Annotated in this window: 16 protein-coding genes, 1 tRNA gene and 2 rRNA genes (1 of these 19 cut by a window edge); 12 read left to right on the plus strand and 7 right to left on the minus strand. The window is 55.6% G+C overall.

From position 1 onward, the window contains the following. The 5 genes from FIU92_RS02145 to FIU92_RS02165 all read left to right on the plus strand — a co-directional run. Positions 1 to 1,719 (plus strand): 23S ribosomal RNA (locus tag FIU92_RS02145); it begins 1,147 nt to the left of the window's first position. A 186-nt stretch (positions 1,720 to 1,905) separates the two neighbouring features. Further along, positions 1,906 to 2,020: ribosomal RNA gene (gene rrf, locus FIU92_RS02150) — 5S ribosomal RNA — on the plus strand. 117 nt (positions 2,021 to 2,137) lie between these two features. Next, a tRNA-Met gene (locus FIU92_RS02155) sits at positions 2,138 to 2,214 on the plus strand. A gap of 567 nt (positions 2,215 to 2,781) precedes the next feature. Next, positions 2,782 to 5,430: an AsmA family protein gene (locus FIU92_RS02160; protein WP_152456993.1), complete on the plus strand. Its 2,649-nt coding sequence runs from the start codon at positions 2,782 to 2,784 to the stop codon at positions 5,428 to 5,430. Between the two features lie 368 nt (positions 5,431 to 5,798). Beyond that, positions 5,799 to 6,398 carry a carboxymuconolactone decarboxylase family protein gene (locus FIU92_RS02165; RefSeq protein ID WP_254705344.1) on the plus strand — a complete coding sequence of 200 codons (600 nt, stop codon included), beginning with the start codon at positions 5,799 to 5,801 and terminating at the stop codon, positions 6,396 to 6,398. Positions 6,399 to 6,525: 127 nt separating this feature from the next. Here the strand turns inward: FIU92_RS02165 and FIU92_RS02170 are convergent, their stop codons facing one another. The 3 genes from FIU92_RS02170 to FIU92_RS02180 all read right to left on the minus strand — a co-directional run bounded on the left by FIU92_RS02170 (position 6,526) and on the right by FIU92_RS02180 (position 7,992). Then, complete coding sequence (locus FIU92_RS02170) at positions 6,526 to 6,840, minus strand: DUF1244 domain-containing protein (protein WP_152456994.1); 315 nt, start codon at positions 6,838 to 6,840, stop codon at positions 6,526 to 6,528. A gap of 87 nt (positions 6,841 to 6,927) precedes the next feature. After that, positions 6,928 to 7,167 carry a DUF6868 family protein gene (locus FIU92_RS02175; RefSeq protein ID WP_152456995.1) on the minus strand — a complete coding sequence of 80 codons (240 nt, stop codon included), beginning with the start codon at positions 7,165 to 7,167 and terminating at the stop codon, positions 6,928 to 6,930. Positions 7,168 to 7,254: 87 nt separating this feature from the next. Next, positions 7,255 to 7,992, minus strand: coding sequence for an N-formylglutamate amidohydrolase (locus FIU92_RS02180; protein ID WP_152456996.1), 738 nt, complete (start codon positions 7,990 to 7,992; stop codon positions 7,255 to 7,257). A gap of 142 nt (positions 7,993 to 8,134) precedes the next feature. Here FIU92_RS02180 and pyk point away from each other — a divergent pair, with 142 nt between their 5' ends. Continuing rightward, positions 8,135 to 9,580, plus strand: a complete 1,446-nt coding sequence (gene pyk / locus FIU92_RS02185; protein ID WP_152456997.1) for a pyruvate kinase — start codon at positions 8,135 to 8,137, stop codon at positions 9,578 to 9,580. Between the two features lie 12 nt (positions 9,581 to 9,592). Here the strand turns inward: pyk and FIU92_RS02190 are convergent, their stop codons facing one another. Next, positions 9,593 to 10,054, minus strand: coding sequence for an Lrp/AsnC family transcriptional regulator (locus FIU92_RS02190; RefSeq protein ID WP_174830357.1), 462 nt, complete (start codon positions 10,052 to 10,054; stop codon positions 9,593 to 9,595). A 198-nt stretch (positions 10,055 to 10,252) separates the two neighbouring features. Here FIU92_RS02190 and FIU92_RS02195 point away from each other — a divergent pair, with 198 nt between their 5' ends. The 5 genes from FIU92_RS02195 (at position 10,253) to FIU92_RS02215 (ending at position 14,320) form a co-directional block, all read left to right on the plus strand. Continuing rightward, the gene (locus FIU92_RS02195) at positions 10,253 to 10,690 is read left to right on the plus strand and encodes a universal stress protein (RefSeq protein ID WP_152456999.1); all 438 of its coding nucleotides are present in this window, start codon (positions 10,253 to 10,255) and stop codon (positions 10,688 to 10,690) included. A 13-nt stretch (positions 10,691 to 10,703) separates the two neighbouring features. Beyond that, entirely contained in the window at positions 10,704 to 12,254 is a 1,551-nt protein-coding gene (locus tag FIU92_RS02200; RefSeq protein ID WP_152457000.1) for a sodium:alanine symporter family protein, read from the plus strand. 183 nt (positions 12,255 to 12,437) lie between these two features. After that, positions 12,438 to 12,638, plus strand: a complete 201-nt coding sequence (rpmI, locus tag FIU92_RS02205; protein WP_010443552.1) for a 50S ribosomal protein L35 — start codon at positions 12,438 to 12,440, stop codon at positions 12,636 to 12,638. 14 nt (positions 12,639 to 12,652) lie between these two features. Continuing rightward, positions 12,653 to 13,018, plus strand: coding sequence for a 50S ribosomal protein L20 (gene rplT / locus FIU92_RS02210; protein WP_152457001.1), 366 nt, complete (start codon positions 12,653 to 12,655; stop codon positions 13,016 to 13,018). 126 nt (positions 13,019 to 13,144) lie between these two features. Then, the gene (locus FIU92_RS02215; protein WP_152457002.1) at positions 13,145 to 14,320 is read left to right on the plus strand and encodes a peptidase S41; all 1,176 of its coding nucleotides are present in this window, start codon (positions 13,145 to 13,147) and stop codon (positions 14,318 to 14,320) included. A gap of 90 nt (positions 14,321 to 14,410) precedes the next feature. Here the strand turns inward: FIU92_RS02215 and FIU92_RS02220 are convergent, their stop codons facing one another. Next, entirely contained in the window at positions 14,411 to 15,802 is a 1,392-nt protein-coding gene (locus tag FIU92_RS02220) for an aspartate aminotransferase family protein (RefSeq protein ID WP_152457003.1), read from the minus strand. A gap of 221 nt (positions 15,803 to 16,023) precedes the next feature. On the opposite strand from FIU92_RS02220, the gene FIU92_RS02225 reads away from it, so the two are divergent. Beyond that, a complete protein-coding gene (locus FIU92_RS02225) occupies positions 16,024 to 17,652 on the plus strand; it encodes an acyl-CoA synthetase (RefSeq protein WP_152457004.1) in 1,629 nt (542 codons plus the stop codon). Here the strand turns inward: FIU92_RS02225 and FIU92_RS02230 are convergent. Together FIU92_RS02230 and maiA are read right to left on the minus strand one after the other, a co-directional pair. Beyond that, positions 17,631 to 17,984, minus strand: a complete 354-nt coding sequence (locus tag FIU92_RS02230; protein WP_152457005.1) for a DOPA 4,5-dioxygenase family protein — start codon at positions 17,982 to 17,984, stop codon at positions 17,631 to 17,633. The genes FIU92_RS02225 and FIU92_RS02230 overlap by 22 nt on opposite strands. 86 nt (positions 17,985 to 18,070) lie before the next feature. Further along, positions 18,071 to 18,709, minus strand: a complete 639-nt coding sequence (gene maiA / locus FIU92_RS02235) for a maleylacetoacetate isomerase (RefSeq protein WP_152457006.1) — start codon at positions 18,707 to 18,709, stop codon at positions 18,071 to 18,073. Positions 18,710 to 18,717 lie beyond the last annotated feature (8 nt).

An 18,717-nucleotide genomic window follows, 5' to 3' on the forward strand; every position in this document is an offset into this window, starting at 1 on the left:
GGCGAAGATGTAACGGGGCTCAAGCCATGAGCCGAAGCTTAGGATGCCGTAAGGCATGGTAGCAGAGCGTAGTGTGACATAGAACTCATCCTGTATTGCCGCCGGTTATGTGGCGCGAGTAATCGCGCTCAAGTAGCCGAATAGGCGGTAGCGCAGGATAGAGTTCTTTCGATGAAGCCGGCCTGTGAGGGATCCGGTGGAGAGATCACTAGTGAGAATGATGACATGAGTAGCGACAAAGAGTGTGAGAGACACTCTCGCCGAAAGTCCAAGGGTTCCTGCTTAAAGCTAATCTGAGCAGGGTAAGCCGGCCCCTAAGCCGAGGCCGAAAGGCGTAGGCGATGGGAACTAGGTTAATATTCCTAGGCCAGGAGGATGTGACGGATTGCAGGTGTAGTTCAACCTTATCGGATTGGTTGGGCTGCTGAGCAGTTCCTGGAAATAGCCCTCCATCAGACCGTACCCTAAACCGACACAGGTGGACTGGTAGAGCATACCAAGGCGCTTGAGAGAACGATGTTGAAGGAACTCGGCAAAATACCTCCGTAAGTTCGCGAGAAGGAGGCCCGGTTCCTAGGCAACTAGGGGCTGGGGGCACAAACCAGGGGGTGGCGACTGTTTATTAAAAACACAGGGCTCTGCGAAGTCGCAAGACGACGTATAGGGTCTGACGCCTGCCCGGTGCCTGAAGGTTAAAAGGAGAGGTGAGAGCCTTGAATTGAAGCCCAGGTAAACGGCGGCCGTAACTATAACGGTCCTAAGGTAGCGAAATTCCTTGTCGGGTAAGTTCCGACCTGCACGAATGGCGTAACGACTTCCCCGCTGTCTCCAACATCGACTCAGCGAAATTGAATTGCCTGTCAAGATGCAGGCTTCCCGCGGTTAGACGGAAAGACCCCGTGCACCTTTACTACAGCTTCGCACTGGCATCAGGATTGTGATGTGCAGGATAGGTGGTAGGCTTTGAAACCGTGACGCCAGTCGCGGTGGAGCCTCCCTTGAGATACCACCCTTCGCACTCTTGATGTCTAACCGCGGTCCGTTATCCGGATCCGGGACCCTGCGTGGCGGGTAGTTTGACTGGGGCGGTCGCCTCCTAAAGCGTAACGGAGGCGCGCGAAGGTTGGCTCAGAGCGGTCGGAAATCGCTCGTTGAGTGCAATGGCAGAAGCCAGCCTGACTGCGAGACTGACAAGTCGAGCAGAGTCGAAAGACGGCCATAGTGATCCGGTGGTCCCGAGTGGAAGGGCCATCGCTCAACGGATAAAAGGTACGCCGGGGATAACAGGCTGATACTGCCCAAGAGTCCATATCGACGGCAGTGTTTGGCACCTCGATGTCGGCTCATCTCATCCTGGGGCTGGAGCAGGTCCCAAGGGTACGGCTGTTCGCCGTTTAAAGAGGTACGTGAGCTGGGTTTAGAACGTCGTGAGACAGTTCGGTCCCTATCTGCCGTGGGTGTAGGAGACTTGAGAGGAGTTGCCCCTAGTACGAGAGGACCGGGGTGAACGATCCACTGGTGGACCAGTTGTCGTGCCAACGGCAGTGCTGGGTAGCTATGATCGGACAGGATAACCGCTGAAGGCATCTAAGCGGGAAGCCCCCCTCAAAACAAGGTCTCCCTGAGGGCCGTGGAAGACCACCACGTCAATAGGCCGGAGATGTAAGCGCAGTAATGCGTTCAGTTGACCGGTACTAATCGCCCGATAGGCTTGATTTGATCCAGTAATGGAAAGACAAGACCAAAGCATACACCGACCTTGACAATGGATGATCGTGTCGCACCAAGCGACACTGTTGGTTGATAATTACAACCGTGCGGGAACGCGCATTCGCAAGCGAATACGCTGCCTCCCGCGCGTCGCCTTTTTGCAAAGCAAAAAGAGCGACGTGGGCTTTTCCTCGGTTTGGTGGTCATAGCGCAAGTGAAACACCCGGTCCCATCCCGAACCCGGAAGTTAAGCACTGCCGCGCCAATGGTACTTGGGCTTAAGCCCCGGGAGAGTAGGTCACCGCCAAACCTAGTAAAAGCCCACATCTCTCTAAACGATCAAAAAACAATACCCGGCCTTAAATAGCGCAAGCGATAGGCCAACCAAAGACCTCAAGTAGCGTAAGCGCTAGGTCACAAAAACTGTCGCGGGATGGAGCAGCCCGGTAGCTCGTCAGGCTCATAACCTGAAGGTCGCAGGTTCAAATCCTGCTCCCGCAACCAGCGCCACACTTCCAAAAACAAACCCTCAAACCAGAATCAATCCAACTGATCCACTGGATCAATGGCTTCTCCGCGACAGCCTCGCAAAACGAAACTCACAGACACAAAAGACGCATAAAACGATGCCAAAGGGCGAAATCTTATCGTTTAGATTTGGATAAATGCTCTTAATCCATGATTTAGCACCATACTGGGTGATATTAACGTTGAAGACGCTCGCGTACCGATTTCCATTGGCTTTTTGGTTTGGAGCCGACAACAAGCATGTCGACACTGCGGATAGATCGGCGCTTCCGACGATATTGCTGAGGGTGACAACTCTTCGCTTCTTTTAAATGTGACCCGCTCAAGCGGCGAAGTCATTTACGACCCGCTCGCCGCATGAACACCGATTGAACTATCGAGAAGACATCGCAACAAAAAATGCTCACTCAGCCAACGTGGTTATCGCTTTAGTGCACCTAAATCCATCATCCCAATGGATTACAGGCCGATGATGCACTAACAATCAACTTGGACCAGTCTGTTGAGGATGCTCAAGATGACTTGGAACCTTGGGAGAGAAGCGTGAGATACGTTGCCAAAGGTGTTTTCATTTGTTGCGCTGTTGCGCTTGTTTCTGTCTTTGCGGCCTGGCTATTCCTGTCCTCCGCGTTGTTTTCTTCTGTCAGGGCCACTTTTGTCGAGAAGCTGATCAGTAAGAAACTTGGTCAGGACGTCAGAATAGAAGATGAAGTGCGTCTCGGTCTGGGTCGGCAGTTGCAGATATCAGCGGCGGGGTTGGTACTACCGGGGGCGCCGGAAGCAGATGCGAAGCTGGCGGCAATCGACAAACTTGAATTCGAGGTTTCCGCGCGTGACCTCTGGAACAATAAGCTTTCTGTAAGTGGCCTCTCTGTCTCGGGTCTTCACCTGAACCTGATCACTGACAAGGATGGCGTTGGAAATTGGCACTCTGTTTCTCAACCGAATGCAGCAGCTTCGCAAACCGCAAAACCTCCGACGCTACCGGTCGCCGGAATTCTGTCGGACCGCACAGTTGACCTTACCGACATCACCATTTTTTATCAGAATGAATTGAATGGGCTTGAACTGAATCTGCAGCTTCCTGAACTGCTTTTGAAGCGTGACGATCAAACCAACACGGCCTCTGCGGCTGGGGAAGGTTCGCTGAACGGCGAGAGGTTTGAGCTCAGCGGAGCGTTTCCAGCGGAAGACCCGTTTCGGATAACAGCGGTTTTTGAACAAGTCTCTATTCTTGCCGAAGAAGTCCCTACGGAAGCCGGGCTTGAGGTGAGGACGACGATAGAGATTGTGGAACTTGGTCAGCTTCTCGATATCCTGAAACTTGATCGAGTATTGGAAGGCTCTGGGCGTATTGGCGCAACGTTCCAAACGGCTAACGGCACTTCCCGGATCGATGATCTGGCCGTGCTGGCGGATTTGGATGGTGGTCAAAGCCTCTCGCTGAACGGGCAAATCGGGGAATTGGGAAACCCCGAAGATGTATCGCTGACAACACGTATTCGGTTGTACCCGGAAAATGCTGAACCAGCCCCCGCCGCATCACGATATGATCTTAAACTTGTTGCGGTTGATATGGTAATGGACAGTGTTCCTGGGCAGGTTCCTCAGCGACAAATGGTTATCAAAACCAACGGGTTCACATTGGACACCTCGGGCGAAGGCCCGCCTCCAATCAAGTTTTCCGAGCTATCCAGAACACCCGAAGGCGCCTTGCGTGTTGGAAGCATCAACCTGAGAATTGGGAACCCCGCTGATCCGTTTGTCATTTTGAACGGATCGGTCGATGATGCGCTGAGGTTGCAAGGCATATCAGCTGAAGGTCTGATGGATATTCCGGCAAGCAGTCTGATCTCTCCAGAGTTGTTGGGGCCGGACGACCAGCTTGGCAGGTTTTCCGGCAACTTTCATTTGAACGGCGGCATCAATCAGCTGTCTCTAACGAATCTGGATGGCCAGACAAGCGAAACGGAAGTCTGGAATCTCGAGGTGCATGGCAAGGTCAAGAACGTGCTCAAATTCGAGGATCTGGATCTTGCAATTGATGTCGATGTCCCATCCGGGGCGGATCTGTTGGAGGCGCTGTCACTTGAACGTGTCGAAACCGGTCGTGCGCGGTTTGAAATCGGGCTTGTCAGCCAGGGCACTGATTGGAACGCAAATGCTGCTGTCGAGGTAGCCGACTCTGCCCTGCAAATCGTGGCCGACCTTGATGATGCAACAAGTGACCCTGTATTGCGGGGTACTATTGAAAGTGAGCTGATCAAGGTGGATCAGATTCGCACCATCATTCAGGCCGTCGCACAGTTGAGGAAGTTAGGCGGTTCAGAGGAGGACGAGGAAGATGCCGATCAAGAAGACAGTGCCACCGGTCCGCTGAGAGATGTGACGCTTGAACCTATCGGCCGTTCAATTCTCTTGTCCGGTATGGATATGGATGTTGATATTGAACTTCGGCATATCGAAGGCGCCAGAGGCATAAGCAGTTTGCAGAGTGATCTGACCCTCAACGAAGAAGAGCTTAAGGCCGGGCCGTTGAAGTTTGAATACGGAGGCGCCCATTTCGACGTCAGCGGGCAAATGGATCTGTCGAATGACGCGCATCTGCTTACGTTGACCGGCAAGGCGGGCGGCTGGCAGCTGGATGACATCCTCCACAATCTGAACTTCAAAAAGGGCGCCAGCGGTACGATCTATGCTGATTTTTCGGTGACCGGCGGAACTGATTCACCAAAACACTTTGCCAACACCATGAATGGCAGCGCCACAGTTTCAATGCGGGACGGCTCGATCGAAACGCAGCTTCTGGATCTGGCGGGCCTTGGGGTCTTGCCTTGGGTATTTACAAAAGAAAAACAAAAGGTTGCGCCAATCGTATGCTTGCGCGCGCCGATCAATATTTCAAATGGAAATTTTTCGACAAAACAAACCACCCTGGAAACAGATCATGTCCAGGTTGTTGTCTTTGGCGATGTTAATGTGGCGGGAAAATCTCTGGATTTGAATCTGCAACCCCGAAAGATTGGCGAACCCCTTTCGAAAAGCCCCTGGCCAGTGACTTTGAGGGGTCCATTGTCCAAGCCGAACGTCAAGGTCAAGGATGGGCCGAAAAGGCTGAAACGATCTGATGGTGCGGATAAAATGCCGGCTAAAAGAAAACTCTGTGTTCCGGATATTTTGCAGCTCCAATAGTGGGCGAGCGGCTCGGTACCTGACCGAACCCAGAGTTCGTGAAGGATCGTAATGTGACTGCTAAAGATGTCTGTTTTGGGCAAGGAGCGTGGATTGAAGGCCAAACCACGCTAGATGTCCAACGTCTTGTGGGCACCCGGAACCCCCGTGTTTGCGGCAATGGCTGGATCATCAGTCACAGGCTTCCACAGCTTCCAAAACAGGTCCAGGCAATCCGAGCATGCCTAAAGCTAGCCAACAGTTTGCGCACTCTGACACCGTGCAACGCGGCAATTGACTGCAATACTCGGGGATAACACCAACTACTCCATGCCGCCTTGCGACATGCAAAAGGTTGCTTGTTTGCGAAAGCCCGGAGCCCAGCTAGGATGCAAGATACTGATTTTCGAGAGGTTGAAATGAAAAACCTGTTTCCGTCCCTGCCCGAAGACGCGAATCTGGGCCACGTCTATCGCGCTTTCCCGGAGAAACTTGGACCTCTGGCAGAGTACCAAAATCGTGTCATGCGGGGCGACAGTGAACTCAGCATCGCAGAACGAGAGATCATTGCAGCCTATGTCTCCGGATTGAACGCCTGCGCTTTTTGTCATGGCGCGCACACCGTGCATGCCAAGGCTTTCGGCATTGATGTCAGCACCATCGAGGATTTGATGGATGATCTTGAAAGCGCGGATATCGACGACAGTCTAAAACCCATTTTGGCTTATTCCGGGAAATTAACAACCAGCCCCTCCCGCATGACTGAAGCCGATGCAAAAGCAGTCTACGATGCCGGCTGGTCCGAGAATGCGCTGTTTGACGCTATACAAGTTTGCGGTTTGTTCAACTTGATGAATCGTATGTTAGAGGGCACCGGAATTACCGAGTATCATTCAGATACTAATTCCGCCGGTGAAGACGTGCTCGACAACCTGCGTAGCAAAAGGTGCTACCTTGATTTTGGCAAGGCAAACGGGCTTTTCGCATGACTTCTGATCTGTCGGTCTGGGCCAGGGGCCTCGAATAAGCGTATGGCGGGCGTGGCACAACAGCTTGAAACGGTAACCCAAATCAACAGGCCCGCCGGATCGGCGGGCCTTTTTGAGCTCTGCGTTGTCAGTCTTTCGTGCCGACGTTTTCTTCGAACGCAACCTTGAAGGCGGCCTGTTTCTCGGGGCTGGCCTCGGTTTGATATTTCGATTTCCATTCATCCATCGTCATGCCGTAGAAAATCTCGCGGGCTTCATCCTTGCCCAGTTCGATTCCCTTTTCGTTTGCCGCTTCCTGATACCAGCGCGACAGGCAGTTGCGACAAAACCCGGCGAGGTTCATCATGTCGATGTTCTGAACGTCCGTGCGGTCTTCCATCAGGTGCTTTTGCAACCGGCGAAATGCGGCAGCCTGAAGTTCAATTTCGGTTTGCTTGTCCATGATCTGGCTCCGGATGGCGATTGAGTTGCTTCTGACCTAACAATCCAGTGGACCCGTTACAAGAAACGGACGTGCCGAAGCGCCTTTTCACATCAGTTTCAATGCCAGCCACGGCACGATGCAGAAAACCAGCGTCAGGATTTTGTAGTTCGCAAGATACCTGAAATAGGCGCGTTTCACATCCGGGCGTTCCATCCGAAACATCCTGCCGTGAATGTCGGCAATCCAATCCTGCAAAAGCAGAACCATCAGGGTGGTAAACAGAAGCACCGCGATATTGAGCACGGCCATCCAACCAAAAAACGTCGTCAAAAACTCTTGTGTCATGATGACTCCCTTTCCCAGTTGATATGGGAAATGAAGGCCGTGCTCACAACAGCGTGATGCGCGGAAAAGCACGCGCAGGACTTGCGGTCAAAGGTCGCTGGCTTCCAATGCATCTTGCAGGATCACCGCCAATCGCTCGGCCCATTCCCTTTGACCTGTATGGTCTGCGATCAAGTCGTTGCGCAGCTCGATCAGTGCGTTGGGGCGTCCGAACGCGGTACAATGTTTGTCAATCGCATCCCCCGGCAGAACTCCGGTATACGGCTGGTTGACGCCAACGCACAGATCATCCTCGGCCTGAAGCCTTTCGATCAGCGGGCCAGAGAACCGCTCGTCCGAGGTGTGCAGCACGCCAATGTGCCACGGGCGCGCCTCACGACCGCGCAGCTGGCGGGTGAAGGAATGCATCGAAACGATCACAGCATGGGGCAGGGCCGCCATTTGTGCCAGTGCCTCGTGGTAGGGGCGGTAGCACATATTCAGGCGACGTTCGCGCTCGTCATCATCTGCATGGCGATTTCCGGGTATGATTGACCCATCATAGAGCTTCATCAACAGCGTGGGATCGTCCTCACCCCGGTTCGGATCGATGACCAGCCGCGAGAAGTTGGCGGCAATCACAGGCGCGTTCAGGATCTCGCCCAAGTGTTTCGACACCTCATACGCGCCGACATCATAGGCGATATGGCGTTCCATATCTTCGCGCGGCAGACCGAGATCGCCGCCATTTACGTCAGGGGGAACAGTATTGGTTGCATGGTCGCATGTAATCAGCCAGCGAGACGGGTGATCCGCACCGTGGACGAAAAATGGAGTGTATGTCATGAGCCTGTCATCTTGTTTGCCGCTGGTGTAGGGCAGTTGCTTTGAAAAGGGAATTGCGCAATAAGCATCGAAACGATGTTTGCGGTAACATTTCGCGGAAGCCGATCTGCAAACTTGAGATGACGTAAGGAGGTCTATGCCAATGCGACGCCTAAGAAATGTGAAAATCGTGGCGACGCTGGGGCCAGCGTCAAATGACTATGACACGATTCGTGCCCTGCACGAGGCTGGCGCGGATGTCTTTCGTCTGAACATGAGCCATGGCAGCCATGATGAGATCCGCGAACGGCACAAGATTATTCGGCAGGTGGAAAAAGATCTGGACAGCCCGATTGCCATTCTGGCCGACCTTCAGGGGCCCAAGCTTCGCGTTGGTGTCTTTGCCAATGAGGCAGAGGAGCTGGAAGAAGGTGCGTCCTTCCGGCTCGACCTCGACCCTGCTGCGGGCGACATCAACCGGGTCTGCCTGCCGCATCCCGAGATTTTCGCGGCGCTTGAGCCGGGCGCGCGCCTGCTGGTGAATGACGGCAAGATCCGACTGATCGTTCAGGACTGCGGGCAGGATTTTGCAAATTGCACGGTCGAGGTGGGTGGCACGATCTCGAACCGCAAGGGTGTCAACGTTCCTGATGTGGTGCTGCCGTTGGCGGCTTTGTCGGCCAAGGACCGAGAGGATCTGGAGTTTGTCTGCCAACTGGGTGTGGACTGGTTGGCGCTGAGCTTCGTGCAGCGCGCCAAGGACGTTTTCGAGGCTCGCGCGCTTGCGGATGGCCGCGCAGCGATCCTGTCCAAGATTGAAAAACCTGCGGCAGTTGAGGCGTTTGACGACATTCTTGATGCGTCGGACGGGATCATGGTTGCACGCGGCGACCTGGGCGTGGAACTGCCTGTTTCTGCCGTGCCTCCGATCCAGAAACGACTGGTCCGTAAATGCCGTGGGGCAGCCAAGCCCGTCATCGTCGCCACACAGATGCTGGAAAGCATGATCGAAAGCCCGATGCCGACCCGTGCCGAAGTGTCGGACGTTGCGACGGCGATCTACGAAGGCACCGATGCCATCATGCTCAGCGCGGAATCGGCAGCCGGTGCCTATCCGATCGAAGCGGTGCAGACGATGAACAAGGTTGCCATCGAAGTCGAAGCCGACCCGACATATACGCAGATCATCGCGGCCTCGCGTACCGCCAAGGGAACCACCGTTGCGGACGGGATCGTTGCTGCCGCGCGTGAAATAGCCGAGAAAACCGATATCAAGGCGATCTGCTGCTTTACGCAAAGTGGCACGACAGCCGCATTGACCGCGCGCGAACGTCCCGGTGTTCCGATTATCGCGATGACGTCGCTGATGGGAACGGCGCGCAGACTCTGTCTGAGCTGGGGTTGCAACTGCGTCATGACGCCCGAGCTCGAACGGTTCAAAAGCGCGGTTGTAAACGCAGCGCGCGCCGCAAGGGCAGGGGGCTTTGCAACTGAAACCGACCAGATCGTTGTCACCGCCGGGGTGCCGTTCAACGTACCGGGTACCACCAACATTCTGCGCGTGGCGCCCTGTGACGAGCGACTGATCTACAGCACGGATCCCGAATAACCGGAACGGGTATCAAGGCCCGGACACCCGTTGGCCAACCGGCTCTTTCACGGCCTCCATGACCGTGAATGAGCTGGTTTGGTGAATCCCGGGCAGCTTGTTGATTTTCTCACCCAGTATCATCCGGAAATGCGCGATATCGCGGGTGCGGACTGTCAGAAGATAATCGAACGACCCTGCCACCATCAGGCAGCTTTCGATTTCCGGCACATCGCGTACGGCCTCGTTGAATTTTTCCAGGGATTGCTCGGCCGTTGCGGTCAACGACACCTGTACGACGGTCAGAAGGGCCAGCCCCATTCTCTCTTTGTCGACGATGGCGCTGTAGCCCTTGATATAGCCGTTCTTTTCCAGTCGTTTCACACGCTCGGAACAGGGCGTGTTTGTAAGGTTTACGCGCGCCGCAAGCTCAACTATTGAGAGCCGGCCATTGGCCTCAAGCTCGTGCAGGATGCGTTGATCGATATTGTCCAATTCTCTACTAATCAGTAAAACTTCCTGTTATTTTAGTGTAAAACGACAATTTCCACTGAATATAGACCAAAAAAATCCCCAATTCCTAGTGAAAATTCCTGATACTTACCAAAGGGCGGTCTTATTGAAAGTTCCAAGTTCCGGCTGCCCTGCCGGGGGCACGGGCCTCGGCCAAATGAAAAATAATGGAGGAACGACATGACAACAAAGATTGTCATAGGACTCGACGGGACAGAGACCGGTGAGCGCGTGATTACCTTTGCCAAAGATTTGGCAAAGTTGATCGGGTCGTGTGAACTGGTGGTCGCTTATGTGATTGAATGGTCCCCTTACACCTTTCAGACACCGGAAGAAAACGCGCAGCGTCACAAGCGACGGGAAGAAGAGGTTGATCTGGCAACGTCGCGGATCGTGACACCTGCCGTTGAGGCCCTCAGAGAGGCTGGTTTTGAAGCGCAGGGTGTTGTTCGCCACGGCGACGTGGCCGAGACCTTGAACGCCATTACAATGGAAATGGGCGGCTCGCAGATCGTTGTCGGCCGGTCTTCGGCGGACGGGATCAAGAAACGTATCTTCGGCAGCTCGACCCAGAACCTTGTGATGCATGCCGATGTTCCGGTCACGGTTGTGAACTGAAGGGAGGGACAAAATGAGAATGCTTAAACAACTCGGCGCCTCAATGGCAGCCGCTATTGTCGCCAGCCCTGCCTTTGCGCAAGAAGCTCCGGGGCTTGATGAAAAAATCAACCAGACTTTCGCTGATCTGACCGGTCCATTCGTCAGCTTCATCTTCGCGCCATTCCCCGGGACCAGTTTCCCATGGATCGTGATGTGGCTGGTGATCGCTGCGACGGTCTTCACGCTGTATTTTGCTTTTGTGCAGATGCGGTTTTTTGGCCACGCAATCAGTCTTGTCAAAGGTGACTATTCCGACCCCAATGATGCGGGCGAGGTCAGCCATTTTCAGGCTCTGGCCACGGCGCTTTCCGGTACGGTCGGTCTGGGGAATATCGCGGGTGTTGCTGTTGCCGTCGGCATCGGCGGACCGGGCGCAACCTTCTGGATGATCCTGGCGGGTCTTCTGGGGATGGCGTCGAAATTCACCGAATGTACGCTGGGCGTGAAGTACCGCAACGAGTACGAAGACGGCACCGTTTCGGGTGGCCCGATGTACTATATGTCCAAAGGGTTCAACGAACTGGGCTTGCCGGGTGGCAAGATCCTGGCGGTTTTGTTCTCGATCTTCTGTATCCTTGGCGCGCTGGGTGGGGGCAACATGTTCCAGGCCAATCAGGCGCATCAGCAGATCGCGGGAATCGTAGGTGACTATCCGGGCTGGATTACCGGGCTGGTCTTCGCAGCGGTTGTTTTCATGGTCATCGTCGGCGGCCTGAAGTCTATCGCACGGGTGACCGAGAAGGTGGTGCCATTCATGGGCATTCTCTATGTTCTGACCGCTTTGGTCATCATCTTGATGAATGCGGATATGATCGGCTGGGCCTTTGGTCAGATCTTCGCCGGCGCCTTCACCGGTCTGGGTGTTGCAGGCGGCATGGTCGGGGCGCTGATCCAAGGCTTCAAACGTGCGGCGTTTTCGAACGAAGCGGGTGTTGGCTCGGCAGCGATTGCGCACTCGGCTGTTCGGACCAAGGAACCGATCACTGAAGGCTTCGTTTCCTTGCTGGAACCGTTCATCGACACCGTGGTGATCTGCACGATGACCGCTTTGGTCATCATCATCACCCAGCAATTGATCATCGATCCGGAAACCGGCAACTACATGCTGAATGAGGCCGGCACGGCGATTGCCACTGTTGACGGCAACTCGGGTGTCAGCCTGACCTCTGCCGCCTTCGGCAGCGCGTTCGGTTTCTTCCCTTATATCTTGGCGGTTGCGGTGATCCTGTTTGCCTTCTCGACCATGATCAGCTGGTCCTACTATGGCCTCAAGGCCTGGACTTACCTGTTCGGTGAGGGCCACACCAAAGAGCTGGTGTTCAAGATCATCTTCTGCATCTTCGTCGTCATCGGTGCCGCAGCCAACCTTGGCCCGGTCATCGACTTCTCGGATGCGGCGATCTTTGCGATGGCGGTGGTCAACGTCTTTGCGCTCTACTTCCTGATGAAAGTGGTGCGTCAGGAGCTGGCCTCGTATTCCGAGCGCCTGAAAACTGGTGAAATCCGGAAATTCGAACACTAAACCCAATCACTGGGGCGGCCTTTGTCGCCCCAGTGCCCGATCAGCCGGCAAAAAGCGCAGAATCTGATCCAAACCCCCTTGCCAGTATGACCGAACTTGCGTAAACGGCGCTTCTGATCGCGTGACCGGCCGAGATGGCATGCCGAGTCGCGTCTGGAACCGAACCCGAAAAAGGAGACGGAAATGCCTAAGATGAAGACCAAGTCGAGCGCCAAAAAGCGCTTCAAGGTGACTGCGACCGGTAAGGTCCTTGCTGGCCAGGCCGGCAAACGGCACGGCATGATCAAGCGGACCAAGAAATTCATCCGCGACGCCCGTGGCAACACCACCCTGTCCGCCCCCGACGCCAAGATCGTCAAGGGCTACATGCCCTACGACCGCTAAGAGGAGATTAAGAGATGTCCCGCGTTAAAGGTGGAACCGTAACTCACGCCCGTCACAAGAAGGTCATCAAGGCCGCCAAAGGTTACTATGGCCGCCGCAAGAGCACCTTCAAGGTTGCCCGTCAGGCCGTCGACAAGGCCAACCAGTATGCAACCCGCGACCGCAAGAACCGCAAGCGCAACTTCCGCGCCCTGTGGATCCAGCGGATCAACGCTGCTGTGCGTTCGCATGACGAAGCACTGACATATTCCCGCTTCATCAACGGCCTGAACCTGGCCGGTATCGAGGTGGACCGCAAAGTTCTGGCCGACCTGGCCGTGCACGAACCGGAAGCGTTCGGCGCGATCGTCGCCAAAGCTCAGGCAGCTCTGACCGCCTGATCCTCTTTCGAGAGACAGTGAAAGAAAGGCCGTCCCATTTGGGGCGGCTTTTTTGTTTTCCATAGATTGGATGTCGGTGTTAAGCACACTCTGGACATCGTCCAGCAGTCGTGCGCACCTTAAACTATGTCGCTGGTACAAGACTTAGAGCAAGTTTTAGAAACTGCCTTGCCACGCGATCCCAGCTTTCGGCGGATCGAACAGACGGCGATAGACAGTTGCATTAGTGATGCCCGAAGATACGCTTCAGAAGGTCTAAAAGAGGCCTTTCTGTTTTCAACAATGCGCCTACTGGCACTTCCCGACAACGGGCACACACGGCTGATTCCGAATGATGCCATCTCGGTGCTCCCGCTGAGATTCGTGAGCATCGGAACTGCCATCCAGTTAGTTGGTACGGCACCAGAAACAACGGCGCCCAGAGGAAAGCTGGTTGCAGTCAACGGCACACCGTTAAGCCAAATCGAAGCCGCCTCAGAAACATTTCTGGCAGGAACGCGCCAAAGGAAACGGGTAATCGGATCGATTATACTCGTGTGGCCCTATGCTTTGGCTCGTCTCGGTTTTTCCTCAAAAGACGAAACGACCGAGTATCGCGTGCAAGACGAGAACGGTCAGATATCCGAATTCAAAGTGGAAAACGGTCATACGGTTCCTGCATCAACGCTCTACCCGAGAAACGAGCATGGCCGGGCCGATCCGGCTTGGACACCCGAGAGACTTGTGGAGACTAAGGGCTGGCGGGGACTTGGGCTTTCGATACTGTTGCCCAGTTTTCTCGATTCAGGAGAAGGTGCGCTGCCGAAAACCATCTCAGGTGCAGCAGAACAAGTGAGCGTTTGCTCGGAAAAAACGCTCTTGATTGACATTCGTGGAAACACCGGTGGCGACTTTCTGAAAACGATGCCCTTGATCGACGCCATCTCTGAAAACGCAAGCAGGCAGGTTGTTGTGCTTGTCGATAAATTCACGTTTTCGGCTGCGATAGTTTTTGTCGCCATCCTCAAACATCGATTGGGACCTAGGCTCAAGCTCGTAGGGGAGGAAATGGGTGACGGGTTGACGTTTTTTGCCGAGGGAGGTTCGCTCGATTTGCCAACCAGCGGGGCGGTCGTTCGATACTCATCGGCTTTTCACGATTGGGAGAACGGAACCAGCGATGAAACCACACCAGCCGAGATCGCGCGGCAACTAGTTCCGGCTGGAACACTGGATTTGGATTGGGAATTGATCACCGAACCTACCGCTGAAGATGCACACGGCGCGTTCTATAAACGAATTCTCAGAAGTCTGAGAAATTAGACGAATGGCAGGAAAGCCCGCGTAGATGCCACGCGAACGCAAAAAAACCGGCGCATTCAGCGCCGGTTTTCGTAAATTCATTGAGGGAACTCACCCGAACACACGCCCCAGCGCGCCATCGACCGCGTCGGTGATCTGGTCGATGTCATCAGCCGTGGCGATCAGGGCAGGCGAGAAGCACAGCGTGTTGTTGCGGCTTGGGATCGAGCGGTTTGTGACACCGATGATCACGCCCTGGTTCATACAGTCGGCCACTACCGCCTGTGCCAGTTTCTCGTCCACAGGCTCTTTGCTGGCACGGTCTGCAACCAGCTCGGCACCCAGGAACAGGCCCTTGCCGCGCACGTCGCCGATGACCTTGTGCTTTTCCATCAGTGCCTGAAGGTTGCCCATCATGCGGTCACCCATGGCCGCGCAATTGCCCAGCAGGTTTTCATCCTCGATGATGCGCATGTTTTCGATCGCAGCAGCCGGACCGGCAGTGCAGCCACCAAAGGTCGAAATGTCGCGGAAATAGCTCATCGGGTCCGAAGCATCATCCTTGAACATGTCAAAGACCTCCTCGGTGGTAACCATGCAGGCAATCGCGGCATAGCCCGAGGCCACGCCCTTGGCCATGGTCACGAAATCCGGCTTGATGCCGTATTGCTGATAACCGAACCATGTGCCGGTGCGGCCCACGCCGCAGACAACTTCGTCGATATGCAGCAGCACGTCGTATTTCTTGCAGATCTCCTGCACGCGCTGCCAGTATCCTTCGGGCGCTTCGATCACGCCGCCACCTGCGGTCACCGGCTCAAGGCACAGTGCGCCGACAGTGTCGGGGCCTTCGCGCAGGATGACCTGTTCGATCTGATCTGCGGCCCATTCGCCAAAGTTCTCTTCGGGGGCGCCGTCCAGCTCATGCTTGCGATATTCCATGCAGTGGGGCACGCGCACGAAATCAGGCGCAAAGGGGCCGTATTGTGCGGTGCGCTCGTCCTGACCGCCTGCCGACATCGTCGCCAGAGTTGAGCCGTGATAATCGCGGTCACGATACAGGATCTTGGTCTTCTTGCCGCCGTATTTCTTGTGCGCGATCTGGCGCACCATCTTGAACGCCTTCTCGTTCGCTTCAGAGCCCGAGTTGGTGTAGTACACGCGGCTCATGCCGGGCATCTTGTCGATCAGTTGCTCGGCAAAGATCGCGCCGGGGATCGAGCCGGCCGAATTGGCGAAATAGCACAGCTTCATCAGCTGGTCGTAAACGGCCTTGCAGATCGATTCGCGGCCATAGCCGACGTTGACAGTCCAGACGCCGCCGGAAACCGCATCCAGATGCTCTTTGCCTTTCTGGTCCCAGACGCGCATGCCCTTGCCTTCGACAATGATGCGGGGGTCATTGGTTTCAAAGGGTTTGTGCTGGATCAGATGATGCCAGATATGGGCGCGGTCGGCTTCGACCACGCGGGAAAGATCGTTTTCGTTGAACGTGCCGTCCATGACAAGTCCTTTCAGTGAGGTGCGGTGCACGGGGTGCGGAAATGGCGTGCCCCGGCATATGTTTAAGATGCTTCAGATCACCGCGAATGGCCGGATCTAAGTAGGGCCAGATCGCACCATCCCGTATTGCCAGTCAATAAGGGTATCGTAATACTACGGATTTGTCAGAGCACCAAGTTTATGCTCAAGTCGCGCAAACCGAGTGCAGGGAGGATCAGCAGTTGGCAGCGACCAATATCTATGAGCGTCATTTGGACAAATGCCGGGCGAATTACACACCCTTGTCGCCCCTCTCGTTCATTGAGCGCACAGCGCAGGTTTATCCCGATTACCCGTCGGTCGTTTATGGTGAGCGGCGGTATACTTGGGCTGAAACCTATGCCCGGTGCCGCCGGCTGGCGGGTGCCCTAAATGCGCGGGGTATCGGAAAGGGTGATACCGTTTCAATTATCGCCGCAAACATCCCCGAGATGTACGAAGCGCATTTTGGTGTGCCCATGGCGGGTGCCGTTTTGAACGCCATCAACACGCGTCTGGATGCTCCGATAGTCGCTTTCATCCTGAACCACGCCGAAGCCAAGGTCTTGTTGGTTGACCCCGAGTTTTCCGGCGTCGTGAAAGAGGCGCTGGAGCAGGTTGATCATGATATTCTGGTAATCGACATCGAGGATCCCAGCTTTGAAGGCGGTGAAAGGCTTGGCAGCCTGACCTATGACGCCCTGATATCAGAGGGCGACCCGGAATTTGACTGGTCACTGCCCGAGGATGAATGGGACGCGATCACGCTGAACTATACGTCCGGCACAACGGGCAATCCCAAGGGCGTGGTTTATCACCACCGCGGCGCCACCCTGAATGCGCAATCGGATTTGCTGGACTGGGATATGCCCAAGCATTCGATCTATCTGTGGACCTTGCCGATGTTTCACTGCAACGGCTGGTGCTTCCCCTGGGCCATGGCCGCCAATGCGGGCGTGTCCGTCTGTCTGCGCGCCGTGCGTGCCGAGCCGATCTATGCGGCATTCCGCGATGAGAAGGTCACCCATTTCTGCGGTGCTCCCATCGTTTTGAACATGTTGGCCCACGCGCCGGATGAACTGAAAGATTTTGACCATCAGATCAAGGTGATGACCGCGGGCGCTCCGCCGCCGGCCGCCGTGATCGAAGCGATGGAGGCGATGGGGGTCGAGGTCACGCACGTTTATGGCCTGACCGAGACCTATGGGCCCTCGGTCGTTTGTGCCTGGAAGGATGAATGGAACGACAAGGGACCCGAAGACCGTGCTGCCCTGAAAGTAAGGCAGGGCGTGCGGTATACGGCACTGTCTGGCCTGATGGTGGCCGATCCCGAAACGATGGAGCCCGTGCCCGCGGATGGCGAAACCATGGGCGAGATCTTTATGCAGGGCAACGTGGTGATGAAAGGGTATCTCAAGAACCCTGATGCAACCGATGGGGCCTTCAAGGGCGGCTGGTTCGCATCCGGCGATTTGGGCGTCATGCATCCGGATGGCTATATCGCGCTCAAAGACCGGTCCAAGGACATCATCATTTCAGGCGGCGAGAATATCTCCTCCGTCGAGGTCGAGGGCATTCTCTACAAACACCCGGCAGTCATGGAAGCGGCGGTTGTGGCCCGGCCAGACGAGAAATGGGGCGAAACCCCCTGTGCCTTTGTCGAGCTGAAGCCCGGCACAACCGCGACCGAGGCAGAGCTGATTGCCTTTTGCCGGGGCAACATGGCCCATTTCAAAGCGCCCAAGACCGTGGTGTTTGGCACCCTGCCGAAGACTTCAACCGGAAAGGTGCAGAAATTCGTTCTGCGGGATCAGGCGCGGGCGCTGGGCTGAAGCGTGTCAAAGATCGACAGGTCCAGATCCAGCATTTCACCCATCCAAATCGCGCGATCGCGGTGATCGGCCAGATGGTCGCCGGTTTCCGGGTGGGTGAAAACGGTAAGGCCCCGCCGGTTCAGCATCAACCACGGAGTGACCTGATCGAAGGCATCAGCCGCAAAGCTCAATTGGCAGCTCCAGCGCGGGTGGGGGCCGACATTGCGGCTATGCATGCGTCCCATCCGGACGGGGAACAGACGGGCGGCCTCTTCGCAGACCTGTTGCGCCGTGTGCTGCGTGTCGGCGTCGAAATAGACATGGGCGTGGTATCCGGTGATCTCGGGCATCAGAACCTCTTTTGCTTTGATGAAGCAAAGCTAAGTCCGATTGCGACGAACGCCTAGGCACACCGGCACACAGGACCTGTGCAAGCTTATTGGGGTGCGTGCCTGTCAGGATGCGCCGCGACAAATGCGGGGTGATCGGCACAGGCCTTTTCGACACCCAGCAGACGGGGCATGTCCGACAGGTCGACCTTCCACCGGCGCGCATTGTAGATCTGCGGGATCAGGCAGATGTCGGCGAGGCCGGGCTGTGAGCCGACACAATAGGGGGTTTGTTCAAACTCACCCAACATGGTCTCGAAGGCCTGCAACCCCGGCCGTATGAAGTGCCGCATCCACTCTCCGGGCATGTCGGTCGGGTCTTTGCTGAGGGTGGTCGCATGGCGAGCAACTGAAAGGTTGCAAACAGGGTGAATGTCCACCGCAATCGCATAGGCCAGCGCCTGCACGCGCGCGCGCCCTGCTGCATCGTCGGGCAGAAGGTTCAATTCACGTGTCTTGTCCAGATAGTCGAGAATGGCCAGAGACTGTGTCAGCCGCTGCCCGTCAATATCCAGCACCGGAACCAACCCTTGTGGATTTCGCGCGATATGTGCATCGCCCTTGTGTTCGCCGCCCATCAGGTCGACGACAACCGCGCGATAGTCGATCTCGGCCAGATTCAGGGCGATCCGCACCCGATAGCTGGCCGAGGACCGCCAATAGTCATAAAGGACGGTTTTGCTCACATTCGAAT

Origin of the sequence: Ruegeria sp. THAF33, from assembly GCF_009363615.1 — a bacterium.
Lineage (GTDB): Bacteria > Pseudomonadota > Alphaproteobacteria > Rhodobacterales > Rhodobacteraceae > Ruegeria.